General features: G+C 72.5%; 9 protein-coding genes. 4 read left to right on the forward strand and 5 right to left on the reverse strand.

What is annotated here, in order from left to right; translation table 11 throughout:
• Positions 1 to 14 precede the first annotated feature (14 nt).
• Entirely contained in the window at positions 15 to 692 is a 678-nt protein-coding gene (locus tag WME76_RS45640) for a methyltransferase family protein (RefSeq protein WP_437962488.1), read from the forward strand.
• Between the two features lie 302 nt (positions 693 to 994).
• Here WME76_RS45640 and WME76_RS45645 read toward each other — a convergent pair whose 3' ends face one another.
• Entirely contained in the window at positions 995 to 2,311 is a 1,317-nt protein-coding gene (locus WME76_RS45645) for a serpin family protein (RefSeq protein ID WP_437962489.1), read from the reverse strand.
• Positions 2,312 to 2,656: 345 nt separating this feature from the next.
• On the opposite strand from WME76_RS45645, the gene WME76_RS45650 reads away from it, so the two are divergent.
• The gene (locus tag WME76_RS45650; protein WP_437962490.1) at positions 2,657 to 3,142 is read left to right on the forward strand and encodes a gluconokinase; all 486 of its coding nucleotides are present in this window, start codon (positions 2,657 to 2,659) and stop codon (positions 3,140 to 3,142) included.
• 33 nt (positions 3,143 to 3,175) lie between these two features.
• Here the strand turns inward: WME76_RS45650 and WME76_RS45655 are convergent, their stop codons facing one another.
• Positions 3,176 to 4,402 (reverse strand): hypothetical protein, encoded by a 1,227-nt coding sequence (locus WME76_RS45655; protein WP_437962491.1) that lies wholly within the window; start codon positions 4,400 to 4,402, stop codon positions 3,176 to 3,178.
• Positions 4,403 to 4,819: 417 nt separating this feature from the next.
• Here WME76_RS45655 and WME76_RS45660 point away from each other — a divergent pair, with 417 nt between their 5' ends.
• Positions 4,820 to 6,055, forward strand: coding sequence for an NAD-dependent epimerase/dehydratase family protein (locus WME76_RS45660; protein WP_437962492.1), 1,236 nt, complete (start codon positions 4,820 to 4,822; stop codon positions 6,053 to 6,055).
• A 206-nt stretch (positions 6,056 to 6,261) separates the two neighbouring features.
• A complete protein-coding gene (locus tag WME76_RS45665; RefSeq protein WP_437962493.1) occupies positions 6,262 to 9,189 on the forward strand; it encodes a GAF domain-containing protein in 2,928 nt (975 codons plus the stop codon).
• A 656-nt stretch (positions 9,190 to 9,845) separates the two neighbouring features.
• On the opposite strand, the gene WME76_RS45670 is transcribed toward WME76_RS45665, so the two are convergent.
• The 3 genes from WME76_RS45670 to WME76_RS45680 all read right to left on the reverse strand — a co-directional run bounded on the left by WME76_RS45670 (position 9,846) and on the right by WME76_RS45680 (position 14,957).
• Positions 9,846 to 10,169, reverse strand: a complete 324-nt coding sequence (locus tag WME76_RS45670) for a hypothetical protein (protein ID WP_437962494.1) — start codon at positions 10,167 to 10,169, stop codon at positions 9,846 to 9,848.
• An 824-nt stretch (positions 10,170 to 10,993) separates the two neighbouring features.
• Positions 10,994 to 13,144: a response regulator gene (locus tag WME76_RS45675; RefSeq protein WP_437962495.1), complete on the reverse strand. Its 2,151-nt coding sequence runs from the start codon at positions 13,142 to 13,144 to the stop codon at positions 10,994 to 10,996.
• Positions 13,145 to 13,841: 697 nt separating this feature from the next.
• Complete coding sequence (locus WME76_RS45680; RefSeq protein ID WP_437962496.1) at positions 13,842 to 14,957, reverse strand: prephenate dehydrogenase/arogenate dehydrogenase family protein; 1,116 nt, start codon at positions 14,955 to 14,957, stop codon at positions 13,842 to 13,844.
• Positions 14,958 to 14,965 lie beyond the last annotated feature (8 nt).

Raw genomic sequence — 14,965 nt, forward strand, 5'->3', positions numbered from 1 at the left:
TTGCACGATCCCACATGAGGGGGATCACAATGAATGGCGCGGTGCTCTACGACCTCGCGATGCGGCTGCCGCTCGCCGTCCTGATGCTCTATAACGCCCTGTTCGTCGGGCGGGATATCCATGCTCATCTGTTTCTCTGGCGCGAGCCCATGGGGCTCACGTACGGGACGACGCTGGCCGCGCTCCTCGCGACGGAGGCGTACCTGCTGCTGGTCGCGACGCTCACGCTGGTGCGCCTCCGCCCGCTGCGCAAGCTGAAGGGCGTCGTTCCCCGCGTCACCGCGCTCGTCGCGGGCCTGCTGCCCGCGAGCCTGGCGTGGCTGCCCAAGATCCCGCCGACACCAGGGCGCCAGGTGCTCGGGGCGCTGCTCATCACGGCGGGGCTGGCGCTCTCGCTGGTCAGCCTCGGGTGGCTGGGCAAATCGTTCAGCGTCATGCCCGAGGCGCGCCGCCTCATCACGAGCGGTCCGTACCGGCACGTGCGCCATCCGGTCTACCTCGCGTCGTTGATCCAGGGCGCCGGGGTGCTCCTGCTCTATCCGTCCCTGATCGCTGTCCTGATCTACACGGTCGAGCTGATCCTGCAGGTCGCGCGCATGGGGTACGAAGAGCGCGTGCTGCGCGAGACCTTCCCCGAATACGACGACTACGCGCGCCAGACCTCCGCGCGGCTCGTCCCCGGCCTCTACTGACGAGCCGCTCGCCTCGGCTTACCCCCCTCGAGTGACCCCCTGGAGCGTGCGATGTGCCGCCGGCGCTCCGATGCAAAATGCCACGCCTGTCGCAGAGGCGCCCGGTGCAGCACAGGGTGCGAGACGGGCGCGCGACACCGCGGCGCACCGCGGTGGACGAGGCTTCATGAAGAGCGGGGCGGGCAGCGGACAGATCTCGAGAGGAAAAACGCCTCGACGGACTGAGCGCTGAGCGTGAACGCGCGCGGACTCGACCGGAGTCCCGCGAAACGGCGGCGCCGTCAGGGGACGGACTCGGCCGCTCAGCGGGACGGTTCCATGACGCGGCCGACGAACAGGATCGCGCCCGTCGCGGTGTCGCGGATGAAGAAGAGGAACGGGCGGTCGAAGCGGATCGTGGCGGGCTCGGGCGCCGACGTCTCGCCGATGACAACCCCCGTCGCCGCCGCCGCCTCGGTGCCCGCCTCGTTCACGGAGATGAACGCCTTGTGGACCACGTCGGTGATGAAGAGGCCGCCTTGCGCGTCGATCCCCGAGAAATCCGCGAGGCCGGTGAAGGCGAGGGGCATCCCGAGCTGCACGAGCGGATCGACGAGGTCCAGACTCGACTCGAACTTGAACCTCGGCAGCGTCATCGTGACGCTCCGCGTCTCGAGCGAGGCGAAGACGCCCTCGAGCCACTCCTGATCGATCTCCAGGAAGCGCGCCCCGCCGGCCGACGGGAGCACGAGCACCATCGACAGCTCGCCGCCGTCATAGGGCAGCTCCAGCGCCTCGAAACCGTCGCCCTCGCCATGACGGACCTGCGCGCCGTTGCTCATCATCGGCACGGAGATCGCAGTGCCGTCCACCAGCGTGAAGTCGCCCGGGGCCGTGTCGTCCTCGTCGAAGGGGAACTGCCATGCTGCGTTGAAATAGACGGCGTTCGTCAGGACCAGCCGGGTCACGGGCTGGATGGCGCCCTCGGGGATGATGTCCTTGATCCGGTCCTCGGTCCGATCGGCCACCCAGCCGTTGATGATCCCCCGCGCCTCGTCGGGCGCCTGCGCGAAGTCGACGACGTGCAGCCCGGCCCCGTAGCTCTGGGCGAGCACGTCGAGGAACGACGGCGCGAACGAGGAGCCGACCTGCCCCCAGAGCGCGTTGGCGACGTTGAGACGGAACCCCTCGCCGTCCTGCCCCCCGGCGCCCTTGCCGCGGCTCGCGAGCGCCAGGTCGAGCGCGTTGAACGCCGGGTGCAGCCGCTCCTGCGGCAGCGTGAAGCGGAGCGCGCGCGACATTTGCGCCTCCGTCTCGCCTCGTGCGCCGGCGTACGTCATCGCGAGCGCGCTCGACACGCTGTACGGCGAATAGATGAGGTTGCTCGACCAGCTGGAGACCCTGCCGTAGAGGTCGAGCGCAAAGGTCGTGTTGCCGGCGACGAGCGCCTTCGCGTCGGCCGCCGGCACGGCAGGCTCGCGGTCCCGCGGCTTGTCCGAGGTGACGACGCAGCCCGCGGTGTCGGCATCGCTGCACGCGGACGGCGAGGGCTGCGGCTCCGGATCGGCGCTCCTGGAGGCGCAACCCGCGACGAGCAGGGAAAGTGGCAACACGGCGGCGGGGATCGAGGGCCTACGCATGCCGCCCGGCAGAGCAGAGGGCATGCCGGAGCGCCAGGACGGGCCGCAACCCGGGTGAGACGGGCGCGCTGGCGGGGCCGTAACCGGGTGCGCCGAGCGCGCCGGCGGGGCCGCGATAGCGGAGCATCGAGCGCGCCGGGCCGGGCCGCAGCCCGGGCGCGGCGAGCGCCGGACCGGGCCGCAGCCCGGCGCGCGGCGCCGCCACGGACCGTGATCGCGGGGCCCGGGACGGCGCACTGTGGCGCACGCGCCGGCGGGCGAGCCGTGCGCCGCGGCCGCGCGTGGTAGCATCGCGCTGGACATGTCGAGAGAGCGAGAGGCGGCCCTGACGGAGGCGCGGCGACCGTGATCGTGCTCGTGATGGGCGTGAGCGGCGCCGGAAAAACCACGGTGGGGCAGCGCCTCGCGCGCGACCTCGCCTGGGAGTTCGTCGACGCCGACGACCTCCACCCCGCCGCCAACGTCGAGAAGATGCGGGCCGGCAAGCCGCTCGACGACCAGGACCGCGCGCCGTGGCTCGCCGCGCTCGCGGCGTGCATCCGCCGCCTCCTCGACGAGGGGCGCGACGCCGTGATCGCCTGCTCGGCGCTGAAGGCCGCCTACCGCGCGCAGCTCCTCGTCGATCCCGCGCGGATGCGCCTCGTGCACCTGACCGGCGACCCCGCGCTGATCGCCGCGCGCCTCGCGTCGCGGTCGGGCCACTTCATGCCCGCCGGCCTCCTGTCGACCCAGCTCGCCGCGCTCGAGCCGCCCGAGGACGCCCTCCGCGTCGACATCGGCGGCACCCCGGACGAGATCGCCGCCGACATCCGCCGCGCGCTCGGCGTGTGAGCCGGGCGCGCGGCGCGCTGCCGCGGCGCGCGGTCAGTCCCGTTCTGCCATGCGGCTCAGGAACAGCGCGCCCTGATCGCTGGAGAGGCGCTCGCTCCCGAGCTCGATCGCGCCCCGGAACGATCCGGCCAGCATCGGCTGCTCCCACGGGTCGAGCTCCAGCCCGGAGAACTGGACGTCGGCGCCGAGGCGCTGCGTCCACTGCTCCTCTCCGTCCTCGCTGAGCCTGGCCGTCCACGCGCCGCACGACGCGGGCTCCGCGACGTCGCACAGCGCGTCGCCGGCCAGCACCACGCTCTGCTCGGTCGCCGTGACCTGGCGGGGGCTCTGCGCGTCGTAGCGCTTCACCCAGAGCACCTCGCCGTCGTCGTCGATCTTGGCCACGAACGGCCGCGGCCCGCCCGGCAGACCGGCGTCGCCGAAGACGCCGCTGCCGGAGAGCAGCACGGCGCCGTCCGGATCCACGGCGACGTCGTACGCCATCTCGAGCTGATCCGGGGAGCCGCGGAACCGCTGGTGCCACTCGACCTCGCCGTCCTCGTCGAGCTTGGTGACGAACGTGGCCGAGCCCCGCGCGTCCTGGGCCGCGATGAACGCGTTGCCGTCGTCGTCGACCTCGATGCCGATCTCCTCGGTGTCCGAGCCGCTCGGCGGCAGGCTGACCCACTGGAAGCGGCCCGCGGCGTCCAGCCGGACGACGAAGGTGCCGAGGCCCCGCCGCTCGATCCGCACGCCGCCGACCGTCGCGGCCCCCTCGAGCTTGCCGAGCACGAGCACGCCGCCCTTGCCGTCCCAGGCCAGCGCCGTGCCGCCCAGGATGGCGTCCTCCTCCCCGGAGATCTGCGCCGCCCAGCGGGCGGTGCCGGTCGGGCCGAGCTTGGCGACGAACAGATCGACGCCCCAGGACGACGCCGCGGTGAGCTGGCGCGTCCCGAGGTCGATGGCGCCCGAGAAGGAGCCGAGCACGAGCGCGTTGCCGCCGTTGCCCGCGACGACGTCGATGGCCCGCTCCGTCGCGGCGCCGCCGAACCGCTTCGCCCAGATGAGGTCGCCGCAGGTATCGAGCCGCGCCACGAAGGCGTCGGACTCGCCCGCGCTCTCCAGCCGGGTGCCGCCGAAGTCGAGCTGCCCCTCGAAAGAGCCGGCGAGCAAGGCGCGGCCCGCCGTGTCGACCGCGAAGCCGCGCAAGATCGCGCCCGATCCGGGGAACTGCCGGACGAACGACCGCCGCCGGCACGCCGGCTCGGACCGCGCGCTCATGCCGGGCTCGGCCACACCGGAGGGGATCCCGCCGCGTTCGACCGCGGCGTCCTGGCACACCCCCGTCGCGTCCGCTGCGCCCGTCCCGCACATCCCCGAAGGCGATCTGTGCTCCGCGTTCGCCCCCACGGGGTCGACGCCGTCGCGCCACGGCTCGCCCTGCGCCGCGCCATCCGCCCCCCCCGAAGCGCAACCAGCTCCCCAGCAGATGACCCCACAAAGCGCGCTCAACGCCCCCAAGACAGACCGCATACGGCACTTCTCCTCTCCCGCATCGAGCGGGCAGGCTGGAAACATTGCAGGATGTGGACCAGGGCCCCTCGCTTTCAAACTTATCCCCACTACGCGCACTCCAATTTTTCTGGATCCATGCGAACTCATCTGGGACGGGAGAACGCGATCGGGTAAAACCGCCTCATGCCCTCTTCGCGCCGCCATTTCCTCTCGCTCACCGCCGCGGCGGGCTCGATGGCTGCGCTCGGCTGCTCGGCGCCGGCCAGGCTCAGCGCGCCGGCAGCCGCCGGCCCGGGGAGCGGCCCATCGCGCGGCCCCGAGCCGACCCAGCCGTCCACGCCGCAAGCGCCGCGGTCGCCCTCCGGGAACAAGACGCTGCTCGTCCTCGGGGGAACAGGCTTCCTCGGGCCGTCCGTCGTCGAGGCGGCGAAGGCGCGCGGCTATACGATCACCCTCTTCAACCGCGGCAAGACGCGGCCTCACCTCTTCCCCGATATCGAGAAGCTGCACGGCGACAGGGACCCGGCCAAGGGCGACGGGCTCAAGGCCCTCGCCGGCCGCTCGTGGGACGCCGTCATCGACAACTCCGGGTACGTGCCGCGCATCGTCAAGGCGTCGGCGGAGCTGCTCGCCCCGAACGTGCGACAGTACGTGTTCATCTCGAGCCTCTCCGTATATGCGAGCCACACGACGCCAGGCGAGGACGAGACGGCCCCTGTCGCGACGATGCCCGATCCCACCGTCGAGACGATGGGCAAGGAGTTCGAGAACTACGGCCCTCTCAAGGCGCTCTGCGAGCAGGCCGCCGAGGCCGCGATGCCCGGCCGGGTCACGCGGGTTCGCCCGGGCTTCATCGTGGGTCCCGAGGACCCGACCGACCGATTCACGTACTGGCCTGTCCGCGTCGAGAGAGGCGGAGAGGTCCTCGCGCCGGGCGCGCCGCTCGACCCGATCCAGATCATCGATGTCCGCGATCTGGCCGAGTGGCTCGTCACCGTCGTGGAGAGCCGGACGACAGGCATCTTCAACGCCGCCGGGCCCGGAGAGCCGCTCACGATGGGCGGGCTGCTCGACGCGTGCAAGGCCGCCTCGGGGTCGAGCGCGCGCTTCACGTGGGTCAGCGCGAAGTTCCTCGAGAAGCCGCCCGGCGAGCCGGTCGACCTGCCGATCTGGGCGCCCGCGGAGGGCGAGACCAGGGCCTTTCACCTGCGCAGCGCCGAGCGCGCGCGCAAGGCAGGGCTCAAGTTCCGCGCCGTGCAGGACACGGTCAAGGACACGCTGTCGTGGTGGAAGACTTTACCGCCGGAGCGGCAGTCCAGACCGCGGGCGGGGCTCTCGCCGGAGCGCGAGGCCGAGCTCCTCGGGGCCTGGCGCGCGTGGCGAGCGCAGCCGAAGAAGACCGGGGCACTGCCACCGTAGCGCACCCGTGCCGCTTTCAGGTAGGATGCCTGAGCACGACGCCAGCGGACGTCGCGCCGCTGGGGGAGCCCGTTGTCGCGGGCGACGTCCCTCCATGGTCCCCTACCCATCCACGATCACGAAGGAGCTCCGTGTGAGCGAAGGGGCCGCCGCGCGGACGCCCGGAGCTCTCTGCCGGCGCCCCCGCGATCGCCTCGGAGATCGTGATGAAGCTCCTCTGCAAGCCGGCTGACGAGCGCTATCCGGGCGCGCAGGCGCTGAAGGTCGATGTCGAGGCGTGCCTGCGGCGCTGGGACGCGCGCGCGGGCACCGTCTCGTGGGACCTCGGGGCCCTCGCCGAGGCGCAGCGCCTCGACGACGGCGCCTCGTCCACGCAGCGCACGCTCGACCGGCTCTCGCCCGCCGCGCGCCGCGCCGTGGCGCTCGGCGCCTGCATCGGCCACGAGCTCGACGCGGCCACGCTCTCGCAGCTCGCCGAGCAGCCGCAGGCCGAGGTGAACGCGCTGCTCCGCGAGGCGGAGAGCGCCGGCATCCTCACGCCGCAGCGCGACGACGCCGCGCCCGAGCCGCTCGACGATGACGCGCTGCGGCTGCGCTTCCTGCACGACGGCGTGCACCAGGCCGCCTACGCCGCTCTGCCGGACGCGGAGCGGCGCGCGGTGCACCTGCGCCTCGGGCGCATGGCCGAGGCGCGGTCGCAGCGCCAGCGCTCGGACGAGGCGCTCTTCGAGGCGGCGCAGCACCTGAACCTCGGCGCGACCCTGATCGTCGAGCCGCGCGAGCGCGCGGAGCTCGCGGCGATGAACCTCACGGCAGGCCGCAAGGCGAAGGAGCGCGGCGCGCCCCCGGCGGCGGCCGACTTCTTCGAGGCCGGGATCTCGGCGCTGCCGGACGGGTGCTTCAAGGACGACCACGAGCTCGCCTTCTCGCTGCACGCGGAGGCGGCCGAGTGCGCGTACCTCGCCGGCCAGATCGAGCGCGCGGAGGCGCTGCTCGAGGTGCTCGCGGCCGAGGCGCGCTCGGACCTCGAGCGCGCCCGGGCGCACGAGCTGCGCATCGCGGTGCACACGACGCGGGGCCAGATCGAGGAGGCGCTGGCGCTCGGGAAGACGGCGCTCGCGCTGCTCGGCGTGCCCCTCCCCGAGGACGGGGCGGCGGCGCGGAAGGCGGCCGCGGACGCCGAGATCGCGGCCGCGCGCACGGCGCTCGGCGCGCGCCGGCTCAGGGACCTGCTCGACGAGCCCGAGACGTCGGACGCCCGGACGCGCGCGGCGCTCCGGCTGCTCATGTCGCTGACGCTGCCCGCGGCGCTCGTGAGCCCGCCGCTCTTCGCCTTCATCGCGGCGAGGCAGGTCAACCTGTCGCTGGAGCGCGGGCACGGCGGCGTGTCCGCCTACGGCTACATGGCGTACGCCTGGGTCGCCGCGCGGGCGTTCCGCCGCTACGACGAGGCCTACGAGCTCGGCGAGCTCGCGCTCGAGATGGGCGACAGGTCCGGGCAGCACGAGCTCTCGTGCCGGCTCCGCCTCCTGCTCGGGGCGCACGTCAGCCCCTTCGCGAAGCACCTGCTCTCGAGCCTCGATCTCTTCAAGGAGGCCCACGAGGCCGGGATCAGGGCGGGCGATCTCACCTACGTCGCGCAGGCGTGCGTCCACACCGCCTTGGTCCGCTTCGGGCTCGGCGACGAGTGCGAGGCGGTGCGGGACGAGGTCGACGGGTTCCTGGCGCTGGCGCGGGGCGCGCGGGAGGAGCTCGCCGTCGCGGCGCTGACCAGCGCGCGGCGCGCGCTCGACGAGCTGATGGACCCGTCGCGCGGCGGCATCTCGCGCGCGCCGGACAGCCGCGCGTTCCACGACGCGGCCCAGGAAGAGCGGCTGGCGGCGCCGAGCTACAGCGCCGTCGCGCTCATCCATTGCGCGCTGCGGCAGCAGCTCTGCTTCCTCCTGGAGGACTACGAGGGCGCGCTGCGAATGGGGTCGCTGGCGGAGGCGAAGGTGCAGGGCGGGGTCGGCGACCACCTCGCGACCGAGGTCTTCTTCTACACGTGCCTCACGCAGCTCTCCCCGGCGCTGTCGCGCGGCCGGCAGCTCAGCGCCGTCTCGCTGGCGAGCTACCGGGACCGGCTCTCGGCGTGGGCGGACCAGTGCCCGGACAACTACCGTCACAAGCACCTCCTCGTCCGCGCGGAGTCCGCGCGGGCCGCCGGCGAGGAGCTCGCCGCGATGAAGCTCTACGATCAGGCGATCGAGGCGGCGAAGGTGAACGGCTTCGTGCGGGACGAGGCGCTCGCCAGCGAGCTCTGCGCGAAGTTCCACCTGGCGAGCGGGAGGGAGCGGATCGCGCACGTCTACATGATGGACGCGCACGAGGGCTACGCGCGGTGGGGCGCGACGGCCAAGGTGCGACAGCTGTCGCGAAAGTACCCACACCTCGTGGCGCGCATGGGGATCCTCGGGCAGCCGAGCCGGCCGGCGGAGGGGTCGATCCCGCCGAGCGTGGAGCGCGGCGGCGCGCTCGACGCGATGGCCGTCCTCCGCGCGTCGCGCGCGCTCAGCGGGGAGCTCGTGCTCGAGCGGCTCTTCGAGCGGCTGCTGCGCGTCCTGAGCGAGAGCACGGGGGCGCGGCGGGCGGTGCTGCTCCTCGCGCGCGACGGGGCGCTGACCGTGGAGGCCGAGCGCACGAGCGATCCCGAGGTGGTCCACGTCGGCCCCTCGACGCCGCTCGAGGAGGCCGCCGGTCTCGCCGCGAGCGTCGTCCAGCACGTCGCGGAGACGCAGCAGCCGGTCGTCCTCGGAAGCGCGGCGACCGACGAGCGGTTCGCGGAGGACCCGTACGTGATCGAGGCCGGCGGGAGGTCGATCCTGTGCCTGGCCATGACGCACCAGGGTCGCCTCGCGGGCGTGATCTACATGGAGAACGACGCGACCGCCGGGTACTTCCGCGCCGGGCAGGTCGAGCTCTGCGGGCTGCTCGCGTCGCACGCGGCGGTCGCTGTGCACAATGCGCTGCGCTACCGCGAGGCGCAGAGCGCGTCGAACGAGCTACGGCGCGCCAACGAGGCGCTGGCGGCGGAGGTCGAGCGGCTCACCGAGGAGCTCCGCCAGGCGGGTGGCCGCGAGGGGCATGGCCCCTAGGGACAGCGTCGACCAGGCGTTGCTTCTGGTCGAGACCGGGGCCGGAGGTCTCGTCGAACCGGGGTCTCCTCGGGCCGCCGTCTCGGAGAGCGGTCCCGCGCCGCGCGACGAACAGGGTCTCCTCGGGGTCCACCGCCCAGGAGAGGCAGCGCGGCCCCTCGCGCCTATCGCCGACGCGGCATGACACCGGTGTCGCGATTGGACGCGGGCATGACATTGATTTCGCGGTGCAGGATGAGGACTTGAACCTCCAGCGCGCCGTCATCCACCCAGGGTCCTCCTGGCGATCTGCTGGACCCGGGGCGCTGTGCCCGGCGCGACCGAGCCCATCCTGAGCAATGCGGGTCGCCGCGCTGCGAAAGCCGTGTGCCGCAATGCAAAAGAGCCGCGCCGCTGCGCGAAAGGGGCGTGGCAGCGGGGCTGCGCGGCGCGACAGCACGGGCATCCTCGGAGCAACTCCGCCCTCCAGGCCGGATTGAACCGGCACCGCGGGCCGATGTGTTGAGGTGAAAGTGCGCGGGATCTCACGGGAACGAGGGGAGGCAAAGCATCTACCGCCCCTCTCCCGCGATCCCCTTCCGGGTCAGGAAGGGGCTCTTCCCTCGCCACCCGCGTCGCGGGCCCGGCGAGGGAAGAGCGCTACAGGCGAGCTGGGCTCAGGCGCCGCCGCCCGCGCCGCCAGCGCCGCCAGCGCCGCCAGCGCCACCCGCGCCACCCGCGCCGCCAGCGCCGCCAGCGCCACCAGCGCCACCCGCGCCGCCAGCGCCGCCCTCACCGTCGTCGCCGCCCTCGCCGCCCTCGCCGCCCTCGCCGTCGTCGCCGCCGTTGCCGCCGTCGCCACCGCCCGAGCTGGAGCTGGACGAGGTGGTCGAGCCGGACGAGGGCGGATCATCGGCGTCATCGCCGCATCCCGCGCCGATCATCATCATGGTTGCGCCAAGCAGCAGCGCGCTTGCAAAGATGCTCTTCGAAGCTTTCATGTATCGTTCTCTCCGTTGGGTTGTTCCCCCCCAAAGAATGGCTCGGCACAGCCCCGCGCCGACCACTGCACCACACCCCTGTGCAGGTCGATCATGCGGAAATGTGCACGAAATGTGCGCTAGCGAGCCCCACGAGCGCTCACATGCAGTGGCTCGGTGTCATTCTCACGACAATTCCGTTATTGTGGATGATAGGCCACCATACTGGATTACGCAAGCTTTTTGTCTCACTGCATCATCGTTGCATGTGCGCATCTCACCGCGAGCGCCCGCCGGTCAAGCACATTCGCAGACATGCCCGGACACATATCGAAGTGCATCGTGGGCAGTGAGCGACGGTTGACAGGGCGTCCGTTATAACGGATACACCTCCTGAGGTGAAGCCCCCTGAGCCGGAGCCCTGCTCGCTTGAGCGAGGTGGCCGAGCGCCGCCGGCGCGCGCAGCGCGAACAGAGCCGCGCAGCGGCGCGGGCGAGCTTCGTCTGGATCCCGCTCTGGGGTTGGCTCCGGTCTGATCATGAGACGTCACGTGAGCTGCAAGTACCAGGCCTGAAGCTTGCCGAGCTCGGCGCTCCGCGCTGCGCTCGCCGTCGCGCCCTCGAGGAGCGCCGTTGTCCGTTGTCGTGAGCGCGGGACTTCCCCGACGAACGCTATCGACCTCGAGCGCCCCCGGGAGGGCTCAGGTGCGGTGAGCGAGCACGAGGGCGGGCGAAGGAGATCCCCGCAAAGGATGCTCCGTTACCTGAGGGCCCTTCGTACGCTCCCCGAAGAGCAGCGGGGTAGAGGGCGCGTGAGGCTTCGTACCCCACGGCCTCCCGTCGGCGTCAGGGGTTGATCTCGTCGCTGGCGCCGTGCTCGCGGGCGGAGGAGAGCTCGCCGGCGCGGGCCCTCGCCGCGAGGCTGGCCACGGCGGCCACGAGGGCGGCGGGCTCGATCGGCTTCGTGGCGTGCATGTGGAAGCCGGCGTCGAGCGCGCGCTGCTGATCCTCCTTGCGGGCATAGGCCGTCAGCGCCAGCGCGGGCAGATCGCCGCCGGCGTGCGGCGGGCGCTGCCGGATGGCGCGGATGAGCTCGTAGCCGTCCTCGCCCGGCATCGCGATGTCGCTCACGAGCACGTGCGGGCGGGCCGCGACGAACGCCGCGAGCGCCTCGCGGGCCGACGCGACGGCCGTCACCTGGGCGCGGTGCTGCGACAGCACCTCCTGGAGGAGCTCCCTCGCGTCCGCGTCGTCCTCGACGAGCAGGACGTGGAGCCCGCCGAGATCGGACGAGGCCTCCGAACACGCGTGAGCGGCGTGCCCGCGCGAGCGCGCCTCCCGCGGCGATCCGGCCAGCAGGGCGCGCCCGATGCCGAGCAGCGGCAGGCGGACCACGAACGTCGACCCCTTCTGGAGCCCCGGGCTCTCGGCCACGACCGAGCCGCCGTGGGCCTCCACGATGTGGCGCACGAGGGACAGGCCGATCCCGAGCCCGGCGTGCGACCTCCGGCTCGTGCTGTCCGCCTGGCGGAAACGCTCGAAGACGAAGGGCAGGAAGTCCGGCGCGATCCCCTCCCCGGTGTCGCGCACCGTGAGCTCCGCGTAGGCGCCGGCCCGCCGCAGGGAGACGAGGATGTGATCGCCGGGGCGCGTGAACTTGAGCGCGTTCGACGTCAGGTTCGAGACGACCTGCTGCAGCCGATCCGCGTCGCCGTTCACCTCGATCGCGGGGTCGAGCGAGACGTCGATCGTGAGCCGCTTCGCCTCGGCGGCCGGGCGGATCGCGTCGATGGCGACCTCGACGACGGACGCGAGCGATATCGGCGCCGCGCTGATGCGCAGCTTGCCCGTGGCCACCCGGGAGACGTCGAGGAGATCCTCGATGAGCTTCGTCTGGGCGGCCACGTTGCGCTCGATCACGTCGAGGCCGTGGGACACCCGCTGCTCGTCGAACGGCTCGCTGCGCAGGAGGTGCGTCCAGCCGAGGATCGCGTTGAGCGGGCTGCGCAGCTCGTGGGAGAGCGTGGCGAGGAACTCGTCCTTCAGGCGGTTCGCCTCGCGCGCTTCAGCGTGGACGCAGTTCTGGATGGCGATCGACGCGAGCTGCGCGAGCTGCACGAGGACGGTCTCGTCGTCGTCCGAGAACTCGCCGTCGCGCCGGTCCGAGAGCTGGATGCACCCGATGTTCTGTCCGTCCGCCGCGGTGAGCGGCACGGCGAGGTGCCCCCGCGGCGGCGGCGTGCTCCCGCCCTCGTCCAGCCACTCCGGGTGCTGCGCGAGCTCGCGTTGCGTCATCCGGAGCGGCCTGTTCCTGCCGCACACGAACGCGCACAGCCTGCCGGCGATCGGGGGCGGCGCCTCCTGCTGGAACGTCGCGTACCGCTCCGAGAGCGACACCGCGGTCCGCCCCCGCTCGCCGGGCCTCTCCAGCTTCACGAGCGTCATGGCCTGATGGGCGCAGGCGACGTCGCGCGCCGCCTCCGTGATCGCCGCGACCATGGCGTCGAGCGACAGCGCAGAGTTGATGGTGAGCGCGGCGCGGTTGAGCCGCTGGAGCTGCTCGGCGTGGGCGCGCAGCGACTCCGCCTGGAGCCGGATCTGCTGCGTCTTCTTGAAGAGATCGACGAAGACAGACACCTTGGTGCGCAGGACCTCGGGGGCAAACGGCGTCATGAGGTAGTCGACGGCCCCGAGCGAATAGCAGCGCTCGACATAGAGGCGCTCGGTGTGCGCCGTCAGGAAGATGATCGGCGTGTGCCGCGTGCTCCGCCGCTGGCGGACGAGGGTCGCGGTCTCGAACCCATCTATCTCCGGCATGTTGATGTCGAGGAGGACGACCGCGAACTCCTCCTGAAGGAGGCAGCGGAGCGCCTCCCTGCCGGACGCCGCCTTGACGATGTTCTCGCCGAGCGGCGCGAGGACAGCCTCCAGGGAGAGGAGCTGCTCGGGCCTGTCGTCAACGACGAGGATGTTGACTCTGCCTACTTCTGCCCGCATCCCGCGTCTCCTTGCCCCCGCCCCGACGTCAGCGCCGTCGACCGCCTCGCAGCATCGTCAGTAAGTCGCTTCTGTCCACCGGATCCAGGCTGGCTCTGGCGCACTTGCGCGAATACGCCGCCCGAGGAGACACAGGGGGACGATGTCGCCTGATCGGCGCCACGCGTGCCCGCGGCGGACCGCGAACCGGCGTCCGCACCGCGCCAGCACAGAGGCCGGCGTCACCCCCCGCGCGCCAGGAGACCTCCCGGCAGGTGCCCGGTGCGCCGGCGCGCGTTCCTCGGCCCTGCCGCTGCCGCCCCCGGAACGCTCGGACCCCTCGGCAAGGCCGCTCCCCTCGATCATTTCAGCCCTCCCTGAATGCACTGACGAGCCCGTATCGTAATCGAGTCGCGGTCTTACCGGCGACCCAGGGCTGACCTGCAGTGCCAATGGGGGGTCTCCCGACGCTCCTCCATGATCCCCGCAGCCAAACCCTACACCGAAGCGCGCTCGCGTGGAAAGAGGAATTCGGCGTCACATCCGCGAGCGCCGCTGCTCGGAGATGCCGTGAGGAAGATCGCGAATCGGCAAGGAGGATCCGGCCCCCGACGAGACAGCGCGAGAGGCGCAGAGAGGTAGGCGCTGCAGAGTGCCTCTGTGTCCCTCGTGTTTCCGGAGTGAGGAGCTTCTCGCCTCCGTCGCGCGGCGCGCGGGGCTAGGACGAAGAGCGCCGCTCCTGGAGGGAGCGCGAGTGGCGGAGGATCACCTCGAAGACCTCGGCGACGCCGTCGGGGTCTAGGCCGAGCTCGACGGCGCAGCGGCGGCGCGCCTCCATGAGCCGCGCCTCGCGCACGGGATCCCGGACCGCCGCGCCGATCGTGGCCTTGGCGCGCGCGGCGCGCTGGACGAGCTCGGAGCGGCGCGCGAGCAGCCCGACGAGCTCCTGATCCAGCTCGTCGATGAGCTCCCGCGTCTCGCGGAGCTCGGGGGAGAGCGAGCCGAGGTCGGGGATCGCGAGCGCGGCGATGTCCTCGGGCGCGGCGTCCTCGGTCGGGACGTCGAGGGTGCGGTCGATGGAGAGGAGCGCGTTGATGAGGCGGCGGCGCGCCTCGCCCGCGAACGGGTTCTCGCGGTGCAGCGCCGCGAACAGGTGGCCGGCGTCGACGCGCACCGTCTCGATCGTGTGCGCGATGCCCTGGAACGAGGGCGGCGCGTACGGGGCGCCAGCGGGCACGCCCGCGTCCAGCATGCCCTTCGCGATGAAGAACGCGAGCGCGTGCGTGAAGGCCATCACGCGATCGTGCTCGTCCGGGGCCTGCTCCAGCACCTGGCAGCCGATCCGCTCGAACAGCGCGACGACGCGGCGCACGGCGTCCGGGTGCGCCGGGTTCGGGCACACGACGGCGCGCAGCGGGCGCTCGCCGCGGGCGAGGCTCGCCGGGCCGAACAGCGGGTGCGTCGCCACCCACGGCCGGTGGGCGCCGATCACCTCGGCCATGGCGGCCGCCGGCACGGTCTTCACGCTGCCCACGTCGGCCACCACCTGGCCCGGCGCGAGGTGCGGCCGCAGCGACACGAGCGCCTCGCGCATCGCCGGGACGGGGACGGCGACGAGGACGAGGTCCGCGCCGTCCACGAGCTCCGGGATCGAGGCGGCCCGCGCGGCGTTCGGGATCTCGGCGCGAGGATCGAGCGCGCGCACCGCGATCCCGGCGTCGCGCAGCAGCGATCCGAGCGCCGCGCCGAAGCGGCCATACCCGAGGAATGCGACCTTGCCGATGCGCGCGGGCGGAGCGGAACCGCCCCCGGAAGGCGGGAGAGTGTGCGCCATGCGGCGGA

Origin of the sequence: Sorangium sp. So ce119, from assembly GCF_051524405.1 — a bacterium.
Classification (GTDB): Bacteria; Myxococcota_A; Polyangia; order Polyangiales; family Polyangiaceae; genus Sorangium; species Sorangium cellulosum_G.

Bases quoted from the DNA above. Each gene is read 5' to 3' on its own strand.
- WME76_RS45680 (WP_437962496.1), bottom strand. From the start codon at position 14,957: ATGGCGCACACTCTCCCGCCTTCCGGGGGCGGTTCCGCTCCGCCCGCG.
- WME76_RS45640 (WP_437962488.1), top strand. From the start codon at position 15: ATGAGGGGGATCACAATGAATGGCGCGGTGCTCTACGACCTCGCGATG.
- WME76_RS45670 (WP_437962494.1), bottom strand. From the start codon at position 10,169: ATGAAAGCTTCGAAGAGCATCTTTGCAAGCGCGCTGCTGCTTGGCGCA.
- WME76_RS45675 (WP_437962495.1), bottom strand. From the start codon at position 13,144: ATGCGGGCAGAAGTAGGCAGAGTCAACATCCTCGTCGTTGACGACAGG.
- WME76_RS45655 (WP_437962491.1), bottom strand. From the start codon at position 4,402: ATGAGCGCGCGGTCCGAGCCGGCGTGCCGGCGGCGGTCGTTCGTCCGG.
- WME76_RS45660 (WP_437962492.1), top strand. From the start codon at position 4,820: ATGCCCTCTTCGCGCCGCCATTTCCTCTCGCTCACCGCCGCGGCGGGC.
- WME76_RS45665 (WP_437962493.1), top strand. From the start codon at position 6,262: ATGAAGCTCCTCTGCAAGCCGGCTGACGAGCGCTATCCGGGCGCGCAG.
- WME76_RS45645 (WP_437962489.1), bottom strand. From the start codon at position 2,311: ATGCGTAGGCCCTCGATCCCCGCCGCCGTGTTGCCACTTTCCCTGCTC.